Raw genomic sequence first — 17565 nt, 5'->3', positions numbered from 1 at the left:
GTCCTTTATTTTCCAGGGATCATGAGCACTTGTCCTACCCGCAATTGCCTACTGGATAATTTATTATAGGAAATGAGTTGATCTTGGCTTACCTGATATTGAACTGCAAGCTTCGATAAACTATCTCCTCGTTTAACGATATAGCGAATATTTTGTTTTAATGTAGCAAAATACGACCCTAATGGCGGGTGTTTTAGGAAATAACCTTTTACCCCTTGAGCTACCGCATTCGCTAATTGTTGTTGATAACTTCTACTACTTAACCGTCTTTCTTCGAATGGATTAGAAATAAATCCAGTTTCAATTAAAATCGAAGGAATATCGGGGGATTTTAATACGACAAAACGCGCTTGTTCAACTCGAGAATGATGTAAACTGGTAATTCTATCCAGTTGATGTAATACCGTTGCTCCCAATCTTAAACTGGAATTAATGGTTGCAGTTTGCGATAAATCGAGTAAAACACTGCGCAATAAATCGCCTTTATTCGCTAAATTAACACCGCCTAATTCTGAATAGTTTTCTTTTTCGGCAAGCCAACGCGCAGCTTCACTACTCGCTCCTCGCTCTGAAAGTGCAAATACCGAAGCTCCTCGTGAGCGTGCATGAACAAAGGCATCAGCGTGAATAGAAACAAAAATATCCGCTTGATCTTGACGTGCTAAACGCAAACGATCACGCAAGGTAATGTAGTAATCACTTTTACGAGTTAATTCTGCTTTAAATCCAGGCATGTTATTTAATATCGCTTTTAAATATCGAGCAATGGCTAACACCACATCTTTTTCGCGCACCCCATTTGGCCCAGTGGCACCTGGATCTTTTCCACCATGTCCCGGGTCGATGACCACAATCACAGGACGTGATTGAGTGTTATGAGGTAATACCACCTCGGGTACTAAATTCGGTTTTTGCGTAATTGTTTTCGGAGGTTGTGTGGTAGCGGGTTTTGCAATACTTGAAGGAGGATGATTAATCGCCAGATCGATAACGAGACGATGCCCATAAGTGCCTTGTGGTGATAATTTAAAAAATGTAGGTGTAGCCGCTTGCAATAAGTCAAATACTAAGCGTAAATGATGTTGATTCTGGCCGATACGAATATCATCTACAATGGTATTTTTTAAGAGTTTACGCGGGGGACGCAAGGTGAATTGCGTTGCAGGTAAATCAATAATAACGCGTTCGGGATCGCGCAGCGTAAACGTTTTATAATCAGGAATAGGGCCAGAAAAATCGAGCACTAACCGCGTACGCTGATTATCGTGCGAAGCACGCAAACGCGTAATTTCTACTGCCCGTGCTATTGTCTGCCAGCACAATAACAAGCATCCCAGCACAACCGCCGAGACAATCAACCTTGGATTTTTCAACCACTGCTCTCCTTAAAGCGCGCCCACGCCCGGCATTATAGCAACTGCAACAAATCACGGCCAATTTCTGTGTGCGATTCAAAGTGTAATTTGCGAATATCTCCCTGAATCTCAAATCGGATCTCTAAATCTGGCTGGCCTAATGCCCCTTCAGCTTTTTCTGGCCACTCCACGCAACTCCATCCTCGAGCAATATAGTCATCAATGCCAATAAAATATAATTCTTCTGGATCGTGAATGCGATATAAATCGAAATGGTGAAGCGTATTATTTTTTAATGAATACGATTCTACCAAAGTATACGTCGGACTCGGCACATTCCCCTTATAACGAAAACCCGCTAATAATCCGCGCACAAAGGTGGTTTTACCGGCGCCTAAGTCACCATGCAAAAAAATTAATACCCGTTCGATTCCAGGCACGGCTAATAATCCAGCAACGGCTGACATTTGCTCGGGTGAATTGACTTGTAAAGAAAATTTCATGTTTGATTAGCATTCCCTTTTAATTTAGTGCATGACTTGAATTAAGGTTTGAATCACATCGCTGGCAATTAAACCGCGCTGACCTAGCCTTGCTGCGATATCACCGGCTCTGGCATGCGCGCACACGCCAATTTGTGCACTTAAGGCTAAAGGAAAACCTTGCGCTATCAATGCAGCTATCACACCGGTTAACACATCGCCCATACCCGCCGAAGCCATACCAGGATTGCCCTCGCCACAGACGGAGTGTAGTTTTTCTTGGCTCATGATTAATGTACCCGCCCCTTTTAATACCAGCACACCTTGGTAGCGCTCGCACGCTGCGTGTAACTGTTGCCAGCGATTTTGCTGAATGTGTTGAACATCACAATGATTCAAACGCGCTAATTCTCCAGGATGTGGCGTTAAAATCCAATTGGCGCGCGTGCTAGGTGCGAGTGCTAATAAATTAAGAGCATCAGCATCAACAATCAGCGGCAACTGAGTTTTCAATACCGCTTGCCATAACGATTTCCCCCATGACTGTTGACCCAGTCCTGGGCCTATGGCAATCACCGTCGCACGGGATAAAAGCGGTGCAAGTTGTTCGCTCGAACTGATCCCATGAGCCATGATTTCTGGTCGATGCGCTACCACCGCATTCACGTGTTCAGGACGCGTTGCCACACTCACTAAACCTGCACCTGCTCGCAATGCTGCTTCAGCACTCAAGATAACCGCACCCGCCATACCTTCATCGCCACCTACGATTAAAACATGGCCAAAATTTCCTTTATGGGCATTACGAAGTCTGGGAACTAAATAGGACTGAAAGTCATCGAGAACCACTCGCTGTGAAAAAGGGGCAATTTTATGATATAAACTTTCTGGCATATTAATTTTATCGACGCTGATTTTTCCACTCACACTCACACCGTCCCCTGTGACTAAACCTAATTTCAGGCCAATAAAGGTTATGGTATGTGTGGCAATCACTGAATTTCCGGCAATGCTCCCCGTATCCGCAATTAAACCTGAAGGCACATCGATGGCTAGAACAGGTCTATTGGCTTGATTAATTTTCTCGATTATAACCGCGACTTCTGAATTTATGGTGTTCGTTAAACCAATACCTAACATCGCATCGACTATGACATCACATTGCAAATCGGCATTGCTATGCCAAGGCGTCAATAAGACGTGAGCGCGTTCTGCGGATTGCCATGCTAACTGAGCAACCGCAGTAAGTTGACTCGGTTCGCCTAAATAAAATACCTCTACGTCGAGACCTGCTAATGACGCTAAGCTTGCCAGAATATAACCATCGCCGCCGTTATTGCCTTTACCACAAATCACTTTAATTTTTTTGGCCTGCGGCCACTCGGTTTTTAATACTTGCCAGGCCGCTTCACCCGCATGTTGCATCATAGAAAATTCAGTTAATCCATATTCACCGACCGCACGATGCTCAAATTCGCGAATAGCGGTTGTGGTATATATTCCATTATCGATGTGTGTCGTCACCTATCATCTGTCCTGTCGCAATTACTTGCGCATGAGTATACAATAAGCGCAATTAAGAATGTAATGCACCTGTTTAAATGAATCAGTCTATCGACTACGCACAGTTATCAAATCACATTAAACTCTGGGGACGTGAGCTTGGATTTCAACAGATTGGGATCAGCGACACCGATTTAACTCAAGCCAGCGAATTTTTGCAACAATGGTTAGGAAAACAGTATCACGGTGAGATGCAATATCTGCAACGTCATGCCAGTTTACGCGCACAACCACAACAATTAATCCCCAACACGCAAAGTGTGATCTGTGTGCGTTTAAATTATTTACCACCCAATGTAGAATTATTTTCGCTATTAAAAAAACGTGACCATGCCTATCTTTCGCGTTACGCTTTAGGGCGGGATTATCATAAATTAATTCGTAAACGCTTAACGCAATTAGCGTTGAAAATAAAAACTGAGATTGGCGATTTTCAATATCGAGCGTTTGCCGATAGCGCACCCGTTATGGAAAAACCGCTTGCCGTTAAAGCCGGTTTAGGCTGGATGGGTAAACACACCAATTTACTCCACCGTGAGGCAGGATCGTGGTTTTTTCTCGGCACGCTCTATACCGATTTACCCTTACCAGCCGATAAACCACTTGAAAGTCATTGTGGAAAATGCCAAGCCTGCTTGAAAATTTGTCCGACGCAAGCAATCGTCAAACCTTATGAATTAAATGCCAGCCGTTGCATTTCTTATTTAACCATCGAATTACGCGGTTCGATTCCAGAAGAATTACGTCCGTTAATGGGTAATCGTATTTATGGTTGCGATGATTGCCAGTTAGTTTGCCCATGGAATCGCTACGCTCAAATGACTGAAGAAACCGATTTTTTACCCCGTCACCATCTCGATAATTGTACTCTTTTAGAATTATTTGCCTGGGATGAAAACACCTTTTTTAAAAAAACGGAAGGATCTGCAATTCGTCGCATTGGTTATGCCTGTTGGTTGCGTAATATTGCGGTAGCGCTGGGCAATGCACCCTTCGATGAAAAAATAATTTTCGCATTAACAGAAAAAAAAGCATACGATAACGATTTAGTGCGCGAACATGTGCTCTGGGCTTTACAACAACAAGAGCAAAAACGATTAAACGGTGATAAGACATGGATGAAACAACATTAGCGAATTGGGTTTATCATCAACATACCCATACGATTAGCTGCAAAGGAATGTGGATTGCCGAATATTGCCACGAGCTACCCCGCATTGAAAAAAATCAATTTCCTCAAGAAGACATTACCATCGATGTCACTAAAATTTCACAACTCGATAGTGTCGGCGCTTTAGCATTATGTCATCTGGCCGAAGATTTAACTCAACGTCATTTCAATTTTAAATTAATCGGGTTTAATGACGAACAACAAACATTATTTAACTTAATTCGCGATCAACACCATGCCTTAGAAAAACCAGCGAGTCTCTCGAAACATTCTTTTTTATATCGTTTAGGCAAAATGTCATTTGCCGCTATTAGCGAAGGCATTTCATTTTTAAGTTTTTTAGGTGAAACTGTTTGTGTGCGCCCGCGTGAAATTCTCCGCATGAAAAGTTTATTCTTCAAAGCGATTATTGCTACGATCGATAAAACCGGATTTCGTGCTTTGTTAATCGTGGGATTACTTTCCATTTTAATTGGCGTTGTCTTAGCGTATCAAATGGGTGTGCAATTACAAAGTTATGGCGCAGAAATTTATATTGTTGATTTACTCGGCATTGCAATTTTTCGTGAATTTGGCCCATTAATTACTGCTATTATTATTGCCGGCCGCACCAGTTCTTCCTTTACCGCAGAAATTGGCACCATGAAAGCCAAAGAAGAATTAGATGCCCTCCGCACACTAGGATTATCGCCAACGCGCTTACTGGTTTTACCTAAAATTCTCGGTTTAATGATTGCTCTCCCATTATTAACTGTATGGGCAGATGGCTTTGGTGTATTAGGGGGCATGCTCATGTCAAAATCAATGTTGGGTATCAGCTATGCGGATTTTTTAATTCGATTTAAAGAAAACGTCGCACTCCGCCACTTGTTAATTGGTTTATCTAAAGCGCCTGTGTTTGCATTATTAATTGCCAGCGTGGGCTGTTTCGAAGGTTTTCGCGTCACTGGCAGTGCGGAAAGTGTTGGGCAAAACACGACAAAAAGTGTCGTGATTGCTATTTTTTTGATTATTGTCACCGATGCCGCTTTTTCCATTTTATTCAGTTGGAATAATTTATGAGTGAAGCTAAACCGATTATTGAAATTCGTAATTTATCGACTTTTTTCGGCGATAAATGCATTCATCATAATATTGATTTAACCGTCTACTCGCGAGAAATTTTAGCCATCGTCGGCGGCAGTGGGAGTGGCAAAACCACGTTAATGCGCGAAATGCTCATGCTTCATCCCCCCACGCGCGGATCCATTACTCTTTTTAATCACGATATTACTCAACTCAGTTTTGATGAGAGACAAAAAATTCAACCTAACATTGGCGTGATGTTTCAACAAGGCGCTTTATTTTCCTCGTTAACCGTGCAAGAAAATATTGCTTTTCCCTTAACCTTACACACACAATTATCCAAAAAAATGATTGATGAAATTGCCTTAATCAAAATGCAACTCGTTGGCTTGCCCCTGTCGGCAAGCCAGTTGTATCCCGCTGAATTAAGTGGGGGGATGATTAAACGCGTCGCGGTAGCACGAGCCATAGCCAGAGATCCGACCTTATTATTTTTAGATGAACCCACCGCCGGACTCGATCCCAATGGTGCAGGTGCTCTTGATGATTTAATTTTAGAATTACATAAGACTTTAGGTTTAACGATTATTTTAGTCACTCATGATTTAGATACCTTGTGGAAAGTCAGTCATCGCGTGGCTTTTTTAGGGCAAAAAAAAGTATTAGCCGTGGATTCGATGTCAGCATTAACACAATCGAACGATCCCGATATTCACGCCTATTTTAACAGTCCGCGTGCGAAAAACGCTCAAGCTGCGTATCTGTGAAAAAAACAAAGTTATTTAGAATATTTGTCGAGTCTATCGGCAATTCAGAATTTTATTAACGCCTGACGAGTAGTACCAATTCTCTGGGCTTCTTTATCCAAAGAATCCAGCATCCAGGAAGGTACATCTACGTTTATTCGCTTCATAGTAAAACCTGGGCGCTTAGCTTTCTCCATTTAAAATTTGTTAAACAAATCTATTAAATCCCCTGCAAGATGCTATAATCATGCGATTAATATTTCATTCAAACAGAGGCTTAGCGCACATGGATGCAAAGGTGAATTACACGGTAGTGGGTATTTTCATCATTGCCTTGTCGATTGCCTTAATCTACTCCATTGTTTGGCTCACTACGGGCGTTTCCAGTAAACATTACACAACCTATGTGGCCAATGTTCACGAATCTGTCTCGGGTTTATCGGTGCAATCGCCGGTGAAATATAATGGTGTGCAAGTAGGTTATGTCACTTCCATCAGTTTAAATCCCCACGATCCCTCGCAAGTACGCTTATTATTAAACATTGAAAGCGATGCCCCCATCCGCACCGATACCACAGCTACCATTGAAAGCCAAGGATTAACTGGCCTTGCTTATGTCGGATTACGCGGAGGCTCACCTCATGCCGCATTACTCACCATTGAGCCAGGTCAAGATTATCCCGTCATTCAAACTCGCCCTTCGTTATTTTTGCGTCTTGATACGGCATTACGTAACTTAACCGGAAATTTGGATAACATCACTCAAGGAATAAAATCCGTTTTTGACGATCAAAATCAACAAACGTTCAAATCCATTTTAAATAATTTACAAAATACCACCAGCGTACTGGCCAAAAATTCTGAACGTTTAAATACGCTTCTCGATAATTTAAATGTGGTGTTAAAAAATACCGCCACTGCTAGCCAACAATTTCCACAACTCACCCAAAATGCCAATAAAACTTTATTAAATTTACAAAGTATGAGTGAAAGTGTCAAAAATACCAGTCAACAATTTGCTATAGCGGTGAAAAAAGGCACGGTAACGTTAAATCAAGTGACCAGCCAAATTACTCCGCAATTGTACGATGCCTTGCAAAACTTCGCCAATTTAAGCGGAAAATTAAGTTTTTTGACCAATGAATTACAACACAATCCAGCGATGTTAATTCGCGGTAAATTACCCGCAGCGCCGGGTCCTGGGGAATCTTAACACATGAAATATTTAATGTTATTAATGAGTATTCTTCTACTCAGTGGCTGTAACCTTCTCGCTCCCCAAGCTACTTCCACCATGAATACGTTTACGGTTGCACCGAATTTAGCGATCCCCGTAGCGCGTAACCTGCATCGCTCGATTTTAATCACCACACCAGAAGCAATTCCTGAATTAAAAACCGAAAAAATGGCTTATTTCCAGCAGAATTGGCTTATCCAGTATTACACTAAAAACCGTTGGATTGCCCCACCCGCACAAATGCTTTTACCGATTATGGTCGATACGTTAAATCGCACCCATCATTATCGCGCGGTGGTGAGTTCACCGTTTACTGGTGTGACTGAATATCGCTTGGATAGTCAGCTGATTCGTTTTCAACGCGTATTTTATGCGTCAAGCACAGCAGAAAGTGAATTTTTGATTACCTTGCGCGCGCAATTAGTCAATGCTAGCAGCGAAAGAATTATCGCCAGTCGTGAAATTTCCATTGGCGTTCCTGTTAACAGTATTTCACCTTACGCTGGCGTCCATGCCGCGAATCAAGCCATTGCACAATTAATGCAGCAGTTAGCGCAATTTTGTGTGACTAACACTTAATTTACGCATCCACTGTTTCTAAAATTGCGGTGATATAAATAGTTTCTTTAGGCACATCCTGATAACCATCACGTGACGTTGTTGGTGTTGATTTAATCGCATCCACCACATCCATACCTTCAACAACTTCACCAAACACACAATAACCCCAACCACTGGGTGATTTGGTTTTAAAATCTAAAAAATCATTGTCTTTAACATTAATAAAAAATTGCGACGTGGCAGAATGAGGATCGTTGGTGCGCGCCATGGCAATAGTGCCACGTTTATTAGATTTACCTTTATCTGCCTCGTTTTCAATCGGATCGAGGGTTTCTTTGCGATCGAGATTATCGGTTAAACCACCGCCCTGGATCATGAAATTATTGATCACACGATGAAATACAGTACCTTCATAAAATCCTTGCTTAACGTAATTTAAAAAATTTTCTACGGTAATAGGGGTATTTTCATGATCTAATTCAATTTTAATATCACCTAATGTTGTTTTAATCGTAATCATACTCTAATCCAAATTAAAAAAATGTTCGCGATAGTAACACAATTCAGCAATAGAGTCGCGAATATCTTCCAGTGCTAAATGTTTTGATTCTTTGCTAAATCCAGGCATAATTGCCGGTTTCCAACGCACAGCTAACTCTTTAACAGAACTCACGTCTAAGTTACGATAATGAAAATAATCGTGAAGCGCTGGCATATAGCGATAAATAAAACGGCGATCTTGGCAAATGCTATTCCCACACATCGGTGATTTACGCGGCGGCACATATTCCATAATAAAATTTAAAATAATTTCTTCAGCATCTACTTCAGAAAACTGACTAGAACGCACTCGATCTAACAAACCCGACTGCGAATGGTGGGTGGTGTTCCACTCGTCCATTGCCATTAAAATCGTTTCGCTTTGATGAATGGCAACGACAGGACTTTCCGCTAAAATTGTTAAATGTTTATCGGTAACCACAGCGGCGATTTCAATTAATTTATCGCTTTCGGGTTTTAAGCCCGTCATCTCACAGTCGATCCAAATTAAATTTTCTGCATCAGGTTGCATCATATTTTTATTCCGAAATGTTCAAAAGAGGTGTAGTATGCAAAATTAACGGATCAAAATCCAATTTTTCTTGTGGAGACATCATGAAAATCACGTTTTTTTATGTTTTGTTAGCAGCGGCCTATTGTTTAGGATCATTTTCAAGCGCTGTCTTTTTCTGCAAAATAAAAGGATTTCCTGATCCCAGAAAGCATGGCTCTGGCAACGCCGGTGCTACGAATGTTTTACGTATCGCCGGAAAATCTGCCGCGTTGTGCGTGCTCTTATTAGACACTCTAAAAGGTTTTATTGCTGTCAGTATTGCAAAACTCTGCGGTATGGATGGCTTAGCTGCAGCATTAATTTTATTCGCGACGGTAATAGGTCATATCTTACCAATATTTTATGGCTTTAAAGGTGGCAAAGGTGTAGCCACCGCACTTGGCGGCTTTTTAGGGCTATCGCCCATTTTAGCGCTTAGTGCATTGATCATTTGGCTCGTGGTTGCTGTTATCACTCGCTATTCTTCTTTATCCTCAATTATGGCGATTACCAGTGCTCCCGCTATGAATGAATTTTTCGGCAATTCCCATTATTTTCTCGGTCTATTGTTAATAGCCATTCTCATCGTAGTGAAACACTGGAGTAACATCGAACGCCTCTTAGATGGCAGCGAACCTAAAATCGGCAAAAAATTGTCGACTCTAGATGAATAGTGTTGTGGTGTGGTTTTTTTCCTGAAATCTTGATTTGGCCGTCAACGATCCATCTCGGTTAATGGCCAACGCGCTTTCACTTCAATTCGATAATCTGTTTTCAGCACGCGCTGTTGATAATAACAAAAACCCGCATAAGCAATCATTGCGCCATTGTCGGTGCAAAATTCTGGACGGGGAAAAAATAATTCGATCCCGGCTTGCTCGGCAAATTCATGCAATGCGGTGCGTAACGCCACATTGGCCCCTACCCCTCCCGCAACAACTAATTGTGAAGATTGCGTCATGGTTAATGCTCGTTGTACTTTATTAATTAAAATATCCACCACCGCCGTTTGAAATTCCAAAGCTAAATCCGCGCAAAATTGTGGACTGTGATCGCTTTGCTGAAAACTATTTAATACCGCCGTTTTTAAACCACTAAAACTAAAATCACAATTAGCACGTGTCAGTAAAGGACGGGGCAATTTAAGTTGATTGGCTCGTCCTTGCGCTGCTAATTGTGCGAGTAATGGCCCACCAGGATAGGATAAACCCAATAATTTAGCGGTTTTATCGAATGCCTCTCCAACCGCATCATCGATGCTTTGACCTAATAATTGATATTTTCCTAATGCGTGCACCTGCATTAATAAGGTATGTCCCCCAGAAACTAATAAGGCGGTGAATGGGAATTGCGGTTGCTTATTTTCTAAGAAAGGAGCTAATAAATGTCCCTCCATATGATGAATGGGAATGGTGGGAATATTCAGCGCAAAGGCTAAACTTTCTGCAACACTGGCCCCCACGAGTAAAGCGCCGACTAATCCTGGACCGCTAGTATAGGCTATGGCGTGCAAATCTGCTTTCGTGAGCTTTGCTTCCTGCAAGGTATTTGCAATTAAGGGTAAAATTTTACGAATATGATCCCGCGATGCCAACTCAGGAACCACGCCACCATATTGCGCATGAACAGGAATTTGGCTATAGAGTTCATGCGCCAGCAATCCTCGTTCGCTGTTATAAATCGCAATACCCGTTTCATCACAAGAAGTCTCGATACCTAGTATATTCATTGCAAAAACTCAAATTAATCATAACAATTTTTAAAATAAAGCTTCCAAATATAATAACCTAAAAATATTGCGCGAAAAATGAAGAAGCTATAAAAGGATATCCATAATCCGACGTTACCATATTTACTCAAAGCTAACCATACTATAAACGATAGGATCAAAGTAATGATCATACTATTTCGCATCTCTTTAAAAAGATTAGCACCAATCGCAATACCATCCAATAAAAAACTTGGAAAGGCGATGAGTGGTAGTAAAGCAACATATGGCATGTATTGATATGCCGCTACTTGCACACTGGTTAGATTAGTCATGATGTTTATTAGACTATTTCCAAAAATAAAATAAATAATTGTTAGCAATAAGCTAAACAATAACACCCAAATTCCCACATCAAAAATGACCTTTTTCATTAACTCAGAATTTTTTTTACCTAACGCTTCGCCTGCCAAAGCCTCTGCAACATTATCAAAACCACCCAAGGCATTGGCAATAATTTGAAAAAAATTCATTAACAGCGTATTCACCGCTAAAATCAGGCTACTAATATGACTGCTCCAAATAGTGAAGAATGAGAATACGATAATAATACATGCTGTGCGAATGAAAATATCGCTATTAATATACAGAAGTACTTTGATTTTATTGAGCTTAAACTTGGTCGTTTTGATAATATTCTTCAGATCATAATAGTGAGATAAAATAACAAAACCAACTACCAGACCCGCATATTGAGCAATGATATCAGCAACCGCCAACCCTTTTATATTTAAATGAAACACGTAAACTGCAACAATAGAAAGTACAATAGCAAGGATATTGGTAAAACTTAATAATAGTAAGGTAGCAGAAGATTTTTGTAGAGCCAGCAACGTACCCACCAAGACAAAGCTGATTAATACTGCCGGTGCGCCCCATATCCTAATTAAGTAATATTGGCTTAATATAAACTGGATGTTTGGGGTAGCGTGAATAAATAATTGCGTTAGTTGGTACAGAGGGTATTGTAATATTATAAGTAATAACCCTATTGCAAGAGCCAAGCCCATGCTGTGAGTTAACGTATCGTTGATTTCTTGCTGGTTGTCTGCGCCATAAAATTGTGCTATCAAACCTGTGCTAGACATTCTAAAAAAACCCAATCCCCAGTATAAAAAATTAAATATCATTGCACCTAAACCAATAGCCGCAAGATAATCACTACTAGGCAAATGCCCAACAATAAAAGTATTGCAGAGTCCCAGCAGCGGCACGCTGATATTCGATAGAATCAGTGGAAATGCCATCCTAGGAATTTTTGTATTGAATTGCATAATGTTATTGATTACCTATTTGCAAAGATTATGCTGCTCATCATCCTTTAAGAGCCTGTTCAAAGAGAATGACAAGATAAGCCTTAAATGAACAAGAGGAGTAAGTCCCAGAGACTAGAAATTACCAAAATGCCCCAACTTCGGCAAATTTAACTAACTAAACCTTAAGCGCGCATCGCAAATTTGCATTCTCCCCCTCTTTTCGTTTACAATCTTGCGCCTTATGCAGAGAGGAAATCTCGCATTTGAGCTTGAGTTTACAATTTTAATGAGGTGAATAAATACATGCCTACTGTTCGGGTTAGAGATAATGAACCATTTGACGTAGCACTACGTCGTTTTAAACGTGCTTGCGAAAAAGCCGGTATTCTTTCAGAAATGCGTCGTCGTGAGTTTTATGAAAAACCCACCCAAGTGCGTAAACGCAAAGCGGCTGCGGCAGTCAAACGTTATATTAAAAAAGCCACCCGTGAAAATCCTATACTAGGTCGCGAAAAAAAAGGCAGAAGCAGTAATCGCAAACAGGCTTAAGAGGAAGGTTGATGAGTGATATCACGCTAAAACAACGCATTAATGACGATGTTAAAGCTGCTCTTAAAGCACGTGATACCGATCGTTTATCGATACTGCGCATGATTATGGCAGCAGTCAAACAAATCGAAGTCGATGAACGCATTGCGGTGGACGATGAACGCTTAATCACCATTCTCACTAAAATGGTTAAAGAACAACGCGATGCCCTCGATAAATTTCAAGCAGGACATCGCGATGATTTAGTTGCTAAGGCTCAAGCGGAAATTGCCATTATTCAAACCTATTTGCCAGAACCTTTAAGCGAATCTGAAATTTTAGCCATAATCGATAAAGCCTTGGCGGAAACTCAAGCCGTTGCGGTTAAAGATATGGGTAAAGTGATGGGCATGGTCAAACCGCAAGTTCAAGGCCGTGCCGATATGGGGAAAATCAGCCAACTGATTAAACAACGGTTACCTCAATAAATCGCACATTCCCTGACGATTGTCGATAACGGTATCATCGCGCTATGAGTGGACACATTCCAAAATCTTTTATCGATGAATTGCTGAATCGTGTCGATATTGTTGAATTAATCAGCACCCGCGTAAACTTACGTAAACGCGGCAATAATTACGTAGCCTGTTGTCCATTCCATCAAGAAAAAACGCCCTCCTTTAGTGTTTCCAGTACTAAACAGTTTTATCATTGTTTTGGTTGCGGTCAAAGTGGGAATGCAATTGGTTTTATCATGAATTTTGATGGCTTAAATTTTGTAGATGCCATCGAAAGTTTAAGTGAATTTATTGGCGTCAGTGTCCCCTATGAATATCGCCACCAGCAAACAGCACCTGATATTACCGATTCCGATTATGAATTGATGGCGCAAATCGCGCAATTTTACCAACAACAATTACGCGCGTATCCTCCCGCGATTGATTATCTAAAAAAACGCGGCTTATCTGGAAACATCGCTAAAGAATTTGCTATCGGTTATGCGCCACCAGGCTGGGATCATCTGGTGAATACTTTCGTTAAAACCGAAGAGAGCAAAGAGCAACTCGTCCGCTTAGGAATGATTATTAAAAACGATCAAAACCGTTATTACGATCGCTTCCGCGATCGCATTATGTTTCCGATTAAAGATCAACGAGGGCGAGTGATTGCCTTTGGTGGACGAGTTATCGATGCCGCAGAACCTAAATATTTAAACTCACCAGAAACTCATTTATATCACAAAAGCGATGCGTTATATGGTTTTTATGAATGCAAAAAAACTCAACGCAAGATTTCAAAACTCATTGTCGTTGAAGGTTATTTAGACGTCATCGCCTTATTTCAATATGAAATTCCCTTTGCTGTGGCAACCTGTGGCACGGCCACCACGGCCGAACACCTCAAACGTTTATTACGTAATTGTGAGGAATTAATTTTTTGTTTTGATGGTGATAGGGCTGGTCGCCAAGCAGCGACACGCGCACTGACCACGGCATTGCCAATTATTCCCGACAATAAATTAATTCGTTTTTTATTTTTAGCCAATGACGCCGATCCCGATAGTTTTTTACGCGCACAAGGACGCGATGGCTTTTTACAACAACTGGAACACGCCATTCCATTAAGCGAATTTTTCTTTGAACATTTAGAAAATCAAGTGACATCTCGCGATCGCGAGGGTATGGCGCATCTTGCCAAACTTGCCGCCGATTATTTAAAACCAATGCCCGATACTATTTTAAAAACTATTTTATTAGAAGAATTAGCCAAACGTTTGGGGATGGATATTTTAAAATTACAACGTTTTATAGAACCCGATCCTTTTAAAATACCCGAACCTGAAACCGCTGTAGCCACCAATAAACCGTCGCCTCACTTATTATCTCTACCCATTCGCACTGCGCTAACCATTTTGATCCAGTACCCGCAGTTAATTCAGCAAATCGAGCATCTCGATTATTTTTTAACGATTAAACAACCCGATTTAACTTTGTTACAACAGGTATTAAAAACACTTCAACAACAACAATTCAATACCACGGCGCATCTTTTAGAATATTGGCGTAATCACTCCGATCAAGAATTATTAACGCAATTAGCCAGTCACGAATTATTAATTCCGGCGGATGGGCTGGCGCAAGAATTAAATGATACGCTGCAAAAATTGATCCACATCCATAAAAATCAAGAAATCGACCAACTCATGATGAAAGCTATGCGCGGTGAATTAGCGATTGACGAAAAACAGCGGTTGCAGCAGTTAATTCAAGCGCAAAAAAAACCAGCAACGACGTAATTATACTCAAAACATGAGAGTATATTTCCAGTTCTACTGTGCTTATGTTAGAATAGCCCTCGATTATCACAGCCCAACCTGAGCTGCTGATAATAGGGAAGTCTCTGCAGTCATCGCATAAAGCTATAGCTTTTGTTTATGCTCAGGGATATAATGCACGATTTTCTTAAGCTAAGAACGATGCCACAACCCATGACACATTCAGATCAAAAACAGCAGCAATCTCAATTAAAACTTTTAATCAAACGCGGTAAAGAACAAGGTTACCTTACCTACGCGGAAGTCAACGATCACTTACCGCCAGATATCGTCGATCCAGAACAAATCGAAGATATTATCGGCATGATCAACGATATGGGGATCACAGTATACGAAGTGGCTCCCGAAAACGATACCATGCTGTTAGACGATAAAGACATGACTGACGAAGAGGCCGTCGAAGAAGCGGCTGCTGCATTAGTCGCCGTCGATAGTGAATTTGGTCGCACTACCGATCCTGTTCGCATGTATATGCGCGAAATGGGTTCTGTGGAATTACTCACACGTCATGGTGAAATCGCGATTGCTAAACGCATTGAAAAAGGCATTCGTCAAGTACTCACCACCCTAGCCTCCTACCCCACTATCATTGGTGAAATTTTAGATCTCTACGACGCAGTCACGCGTGAAGAAGTTCGCTTAAGTGATTTAATTTCTGGATTCACCGACTTGGAAGAGGAAGAAGCGCCTGTCAGTAATTTAGGGAGCATGCTCGAAGAAGCCGGTACTGAGGGTAACTTTGAAGAAGATGAAGAAACTGAAGGCGGCGATGGTGATGGGGAAACCGACATCGAAACCGGCCCCGATCCTGAAATTGCTCGCGAACGCTTTCTTAAATTGCGTGAGCTTCACACGAAATATTTCGCTGCCCTCAAAAAACACGGTGCCGAACATAAAAATACCAAAAAAATTGCCAATGAACTCTCTGAATTCTTTTTGCAATTTAAATTAACTTCTCGTCAACTGGATAGACTCATTAAAAAAATGCGCAGTATTTTAAATACTGTCCGCGAACAAGAAAAAGCCATCATGAAATATTGTGTGGGCAAAGGACGTTTATCCCGTAAAACCTTTATTATGGTTTATCCAAAAGAAGAACCTAATCTAGAATGGTTTGAAGAACTTTGCAAAAACGACGCCGAATTTTCAACCCGCATCGAACCCTATAAAGTCGACATTCAACGTCATATCAAAAAATTAATTAATTTAAAAGATGAAACCAACTTATCAGTAAGTGAAGTCAAAGATGTCAATCGCGGCATGTCGATTGGTGAAGCCAAAGCACGCCGTGCGAAAAAAGAAATGGTCGAAGCCAATTTACGTCTGGTGATTTCTATCGCCAAAAAATACACTAATCGTGGTTTACAATTTTTAGATTTAATCCAAGAAGGTAATATTGGATTAATGAAAGCCGTCGATAAATTTGAATATCGTCGCGGCTATAAATTTTCAACGTATGCTACTTGGTGGATCCGTCAAGCGATTACTCGCTCGATTGCCGATCAAGCGAGAACCATTCGTATTCCAGTCCACATGATTGAAACGATTAATAAATTAAATCGGGTATCGCGACAAATTTTACAAGAAACTGGCATAGAACCCAGCCCCGAAGAATTAGCCAAACGCATGCTAATGCCGGAAGATAAAGTTCGCAAAGTATTAAAAATTTCTAAAGAACCGATTTCTATGGAAACTCCGATTGGCGATGATGAAGATTCACATCTAGGCGATTTTATCGAAGATGCCACCATTTTATCGCCGGTCGATTCCGCAACGATGTCGGGATTACGCGAAGCAACGCGAGAAATTTTATCCACTCTCACTCCAAGAGAAGCCAAAGTATTAAGAATGCGTTTTGGTATTGATATGAATACCGATCACACGTTGGAAGAAGTGGGTAAACAATTTGATGTGACGCGTGAACGCATCCGTCAAATTGAAGCCAAAGCCTTGCGCAAACTCCGTCATCCGAGTCGTTCCGAGCAATTGCGCAGCTTCTTAGAACAAGACGATCAATAACCGCATTTGGCTTAGTTAGAAGATGCGGTTATAATGCGCACTTTGAATAAAGCAGTTATTACGGGCCTATAGCTCAGTTGGTTAGAGCAGTCGACTCATAATCGATTGGTCGCTGGTTCAAATCCAGCAGGGCCCACCATTGTCATCTCTCAGGAGATAGGAAACGCCCCGAACCTATGACTAATCGGGCATCCTCCTTCCTGCACGCGGCGTTCTGCTTTGGCGGACTCCACCGCCGATCACGCGCTGCGTAACGCCTTTGACCTGCTGGAGCGGGTGGGCGTCGGCAGAGAAGGAGTCATAAGATGAGCGATCAACTGCTAACCGTCAGCCCGGATCCAGTCCCGCCCTCCGAGAGCCGGCTACACCCGAGGTTCAGAGGCGAG

17 protein-coding genes and 1 tRNA gene are annotated in these 17565 nt (G+C 41.4%); 11 read left to right on the top strand and 7 right to left on the bottom strand.

Annotated features, from left to right (window positions below; genetic code table 11):
• Positions 1-5: 5 nt before the first annotated feature.
• The 3 genes from KIT27_07410 to KIT27_07400 are packed head-to-tail and all read right to left on the bottom strand — an operon-like array spanning position 6 to position 3361.
• Positions 6-1358 carry an N-acetylmuramoyl-L-alanine amidase gene (locus KIT27_07410; protein ID MCW5589479.1) on the bottom strand — a complete coding sequence of 451 codons (1353 nt, stop codon included), beginning with the start codon at positions 1356-1358 and terminating at the stop codon, positions 6-8.
• Positions 1359-1408: 50 nt separating this feature from the next.
• A complete protein-coding gene (gene tsaE, locus KIT27_07405) occupies positions 1409-1858 on the bottom strand; it encodes a tRNA (adenosine(37)-N6)-threonylcarbamoyltransferase complex ATPase subunit type 1 TsaE (GenBank protein ID MCW5589478.1) in 450 nt (149 codons plus the stop codon).
• A gap of 24 nt (positions 1859-1882) precedes the next feature.
• Positions 1883-3361 carry an NAD(P)H-hydrate dehydratase gene (locus tag KIT27_07400; protein ID MCW5589477.1) on the bottom strand — a complete coding sequence of 493 codons (1479 nt, stop codon included), beginning with the start codon at positions 3359-3361 and terminating at the stop codon, positions 1883-1885.
• A 77-nt stretch (positions 3362-3438) separates the two neighbouring features.
• Here KIT27_07400 and queG point away from each other — a divergent pair, with 77 nt between their 5' ends.
• From queG to KIT27_07375, 5 genes are all read left to right on the top strand, one after another.
• Complete coding sequence (gene queG / locus KIT27_07395) at positions 3439-4533, top strand: tRNA epoxyqueuosine(34) reductase QueG (protein ID MCW5589476.1); 1095 nt, start codon at positions 3439-3441, stop codon at positions 4531-4533.
• Complete coding sequence (locus tag KIT27_07390) at positions 4515-5633, top strand: MlaE family lipid ABC transporter permease subunit (protein MCW5589475.1); 1119 nt, start codon at positions 4515-4517, stop codon at positions 5631-5633. Before queG ends, KIT27_07390 begins: the two co-directional genes overlap by 19 nt.
• A complete protein-coding gene (locus KIT27_07385) occupies positions 5630-6403 on the top strand; it encodes an ATP-binding cassette domain-containing protein (GenBank protein MCW5589474.1) in 774 nt (257 codons plus the stop codon). Before KIT27_07390 ends, KIT27_07385 begins: the two co-directional genes overlap by 4 nt.
• 265 nt (positions 6404-6668) lie before the next feature.
• On the top strand, positions 6669-7595 hold the full coding sequence (locus KIT27_07380) for an MCE family protein (GenBank protein ID MCW5589473.1): 927 nt from the start codon (positions 6669-6671) through the stop codon (positions 7593-7595).
• A gap of 3 nt (positions 7596-7598) precedes the next feature.
• Positions 7599-8198, top strand: a complete 600-nt coding sequence (locus KIT27_07375; GenBank protein MCW5589472.1) for a membrane integrity-associated transporter subunit PqiC — start codon at positions 7599-7601, stop codon at positions 8196-8198.
• Position 8199: 1 nt separating this feature from the next.
• On the opposite strand, the gene KIT27_07370 is transcribed toward KIT27_07375, so the two are convergent.
• Both KIT27_07370 and orn read right to left on the bottom strand, forming a co-directional pair.
• A complete protein-coding gene (locus KIT27_07370; GenBank protein MCW5589471.1) occupies positions 8200-8700 on the bottom strand; it encodes a peptidyl-prolyl cis-trans isomerase in 501 nt (166 codons plus the stop codon).
• Between the two features lie 3 nt (positions 8701-8703).
• The gene (gene orn / locus KIT27_07365) at positions 8704-9252 is read right to left on the bottom strand and encodes an oligoribonuclease (GenBank protein ID MCW5589470.1); all 549 of its coding nucleotides are present in this window, start codon (positions 9250-9252) and stop codon (positions 8704-8706) included.
• Positions 9253-9335: 83 nt separating this feature from the next.
• On the opposite strand from orn, the gene plsY reads away from it, so the two are divergent.
• On the top strand, positions 9336-9947 hold the full coding sequence (gene plsY / locus KIT27_07360) for a glycerol-3-phosphate 1-O-acyltransferase PlsY (protein MCW5589469.1): 612 nt from the start codon (positions 9336-9338) through the stop codon (positions 9945-9947).
• Between the two features lie 41 nt (positions 9948-9988).
• Here the strand turns inward: plsY and tsaD are convergent, their stop codons facing one another.
• Both tsaD and KIT27_07350 read right to left on the bottom strand, forming a co-directional pair.
• On the bottom strand, positions 9989-11002 hold the full coding sequence (gene tsaD / locus KIT27_07355; protein ID MCW5589468.1) for a tRNA (adenosine(37)-N6)-threonylcarbamoyltransferase complex transferase subunit TsaD: 1014 nt from the start codon (positions 11000-11002) through the stop codon (positions 9989-9991).
• 14 nt (positions 11003-11016) lie between these two features.
• Complete coding sequence (locus KIT27_07350; GenBank protein ID MCW5589467.1) at positions 11017-12315, bottom strand: MATE family efflux transporter; 1299 nt, start codon at positions 12313-12315, stop codon at positions 11017-11019.
• Positions 12316-12600: 285 nt separating this feature from the next.
• On the opposite strand from KIT27_07350, the gene rpsU reads away from it, so the two are divergent.
• From rpsU to KIT27_07325, 5 genes are all read left to right on the top strand, one after another.
• On the top strand, positions 12601-12846 hold the full coding sequence (rpsU, locus tag KIT27_07345; GenBank protein ID MCW5589466.1) for a 30S ribosomal protein S21: 246 nt from the start codon (positions 12601-12603) through the stop codon (positions 12844-12846).
• A 20-nt stretch (positions 12847-12866) separates the two neighbouring features.
• On the top strand, positions 12867-13313 hold the full coding sequence (locus KIT27_07340; GenBank protein MCW5589465.1) for a GatB/YqeY domain-containing protein: 447 nt from the start codon (positions 12867-12869) through the stop codon (positions 13311-13313).
• Positions 13314-13357: 44 nt separating this feature from the next.
• On the top strand, positions 13358-15121 hold the full coding sequence (gene dnaG, locus KIT27_07335; protein ID MCW5589464.1) for a DNA primase: 1764 nt from the start codon (positions 13358-13360) through the stop codon (positions 15119-15121).
• 192 nt (positions 15122-15313) lie between these two features.
• Positions 15314-17179 (top strand): RNA polymerase sigma factor RpoD, encoded by a 1866-nt coding sequence (rpoD, locus tag KIT27_07330; protein MCW5589463.1) that lies wholly within the window; start codon positions 15314-15316, stop codon positions 17177-17179.
• A gap of 62 nt (positions 17180-17241) precedes the next feature.
• Positions 17242-17318 (top strand) — tRNA-Ile (locus KIT27_07325).
• Positions 17319-17565: the final 247 nt, after the last annotated feature.

It is taken from the genome of Legionellales bacterium (assembly GCA_026125385.1).
GTDB lineage: Bacteria > Pseudomonadota > Gammaproteobacteria > JAHCLG01 > JAHCLG01 > JAHCLG01.
The sequence above is the reverse complement of the archived record's forward strand: the minus strand, read 5'-3'. Positions and strand labels throughout refer to the sequence as shown.

What these genes read in the sequence shown, in the direction of transcription:
- tsaE (MCW5589478.1), bottom strand. Translation starts at nt 1,858, where the DNA reads ATGAAATTTTCTTTACAAGTCAATTCACCCGAGCAAATGTCAGCCGTT.
- queG (MCW5589476.1), top strand. Translation starts at nt 3,439, where the DNA reads ATGAATCAGTCTATCGACTACGCACAGTTATCAAATCACATTAAACTC.
- KIT27_07390 (MCW5589475.1), top strand. Translation starts at nt 4,515, where the DNA reads ATGGATGAAACAACATTAGCGAATTGGGTTTATCATCAACATACCCAT.
- KIT27_07385 (MCW5589474.1), top strand. Translation starts at nt 5,630, where the DNA reads ATGAGTGAAGCTAAACCGATTATTGAAATTCGTAATTTATCGACTTTT.
- KIT27_07380 (MCW5589473.1), top strand. Translation starts at nt 6,669, where the DNA reads ATGGATGCAAAGGTGAATTACACGGTAGTGGGTATTTTCATCATTGCC.
- KIT27_07375 (MCW5589472.1), top strand. Translation starts at nt 7,599, where the DNA reads ATGAAATATTTAATGTTATTAATGAGTATTCTTCTACTCAGTGGCTGT.
- KIT27_07370 (MCW5589471.1), bottom strand. Translation starts at nt 8,700, where the DNA reads ATGATTACGATTAAAACAACATTAGGTGATATTAAAATTGAATTAGAT.
- orn (MCW5589470.1), bottom strand. Translation starts at nt 9,252, where the DNA reads ATGCAACCTGATGCAGAAAATTTAATTTGGATCGACTGTGAGATGACG.
- plsY (MCW5589469.1), top strand. Translation starts at nt 9,336, where the DNA reads ATGAAAATCACGTTTTTTTATGTTTTGTTAGCAGCGGCCTATTGTTTA.
- tsaD (MCW5589468.1), bottom strand. Translation starts at nt 11,002, where the DNA reads ATGAATATACTAGGTATCGAGACTTCTTGTGATGAAACGGGTATTGCG.
- KIT27_07350 (MCW5589467.1), bottom strand. Translation starts at nt 12,315, where the DNA reads ATGCAATTCAATACAAAAATTCCTAGGATGGCATTTCCACTGATTCTA.
- rpsU (MCW5589466.1), top strand. Translation starts at nt 12,601, where the DNA reads ATGCCTACTGTTCGGGTTAGAGATAATGAACCATTTGACGTAGCACTA.
- dnaG (MCW5589464.1), top strand. Translation starts at nt 13,358, where the DNA reads ATGAGTGGACACATTCCAAAATCTTTTATCGATGAATTGCTGAATCGT.
- rpoD (MCW5589463.1), top strand. Translation starts at nt 15,314, where the DNA reads ATGACACATTCAGATCAAAAACAGCAGCAATCTCAATTAAAACTTTTA.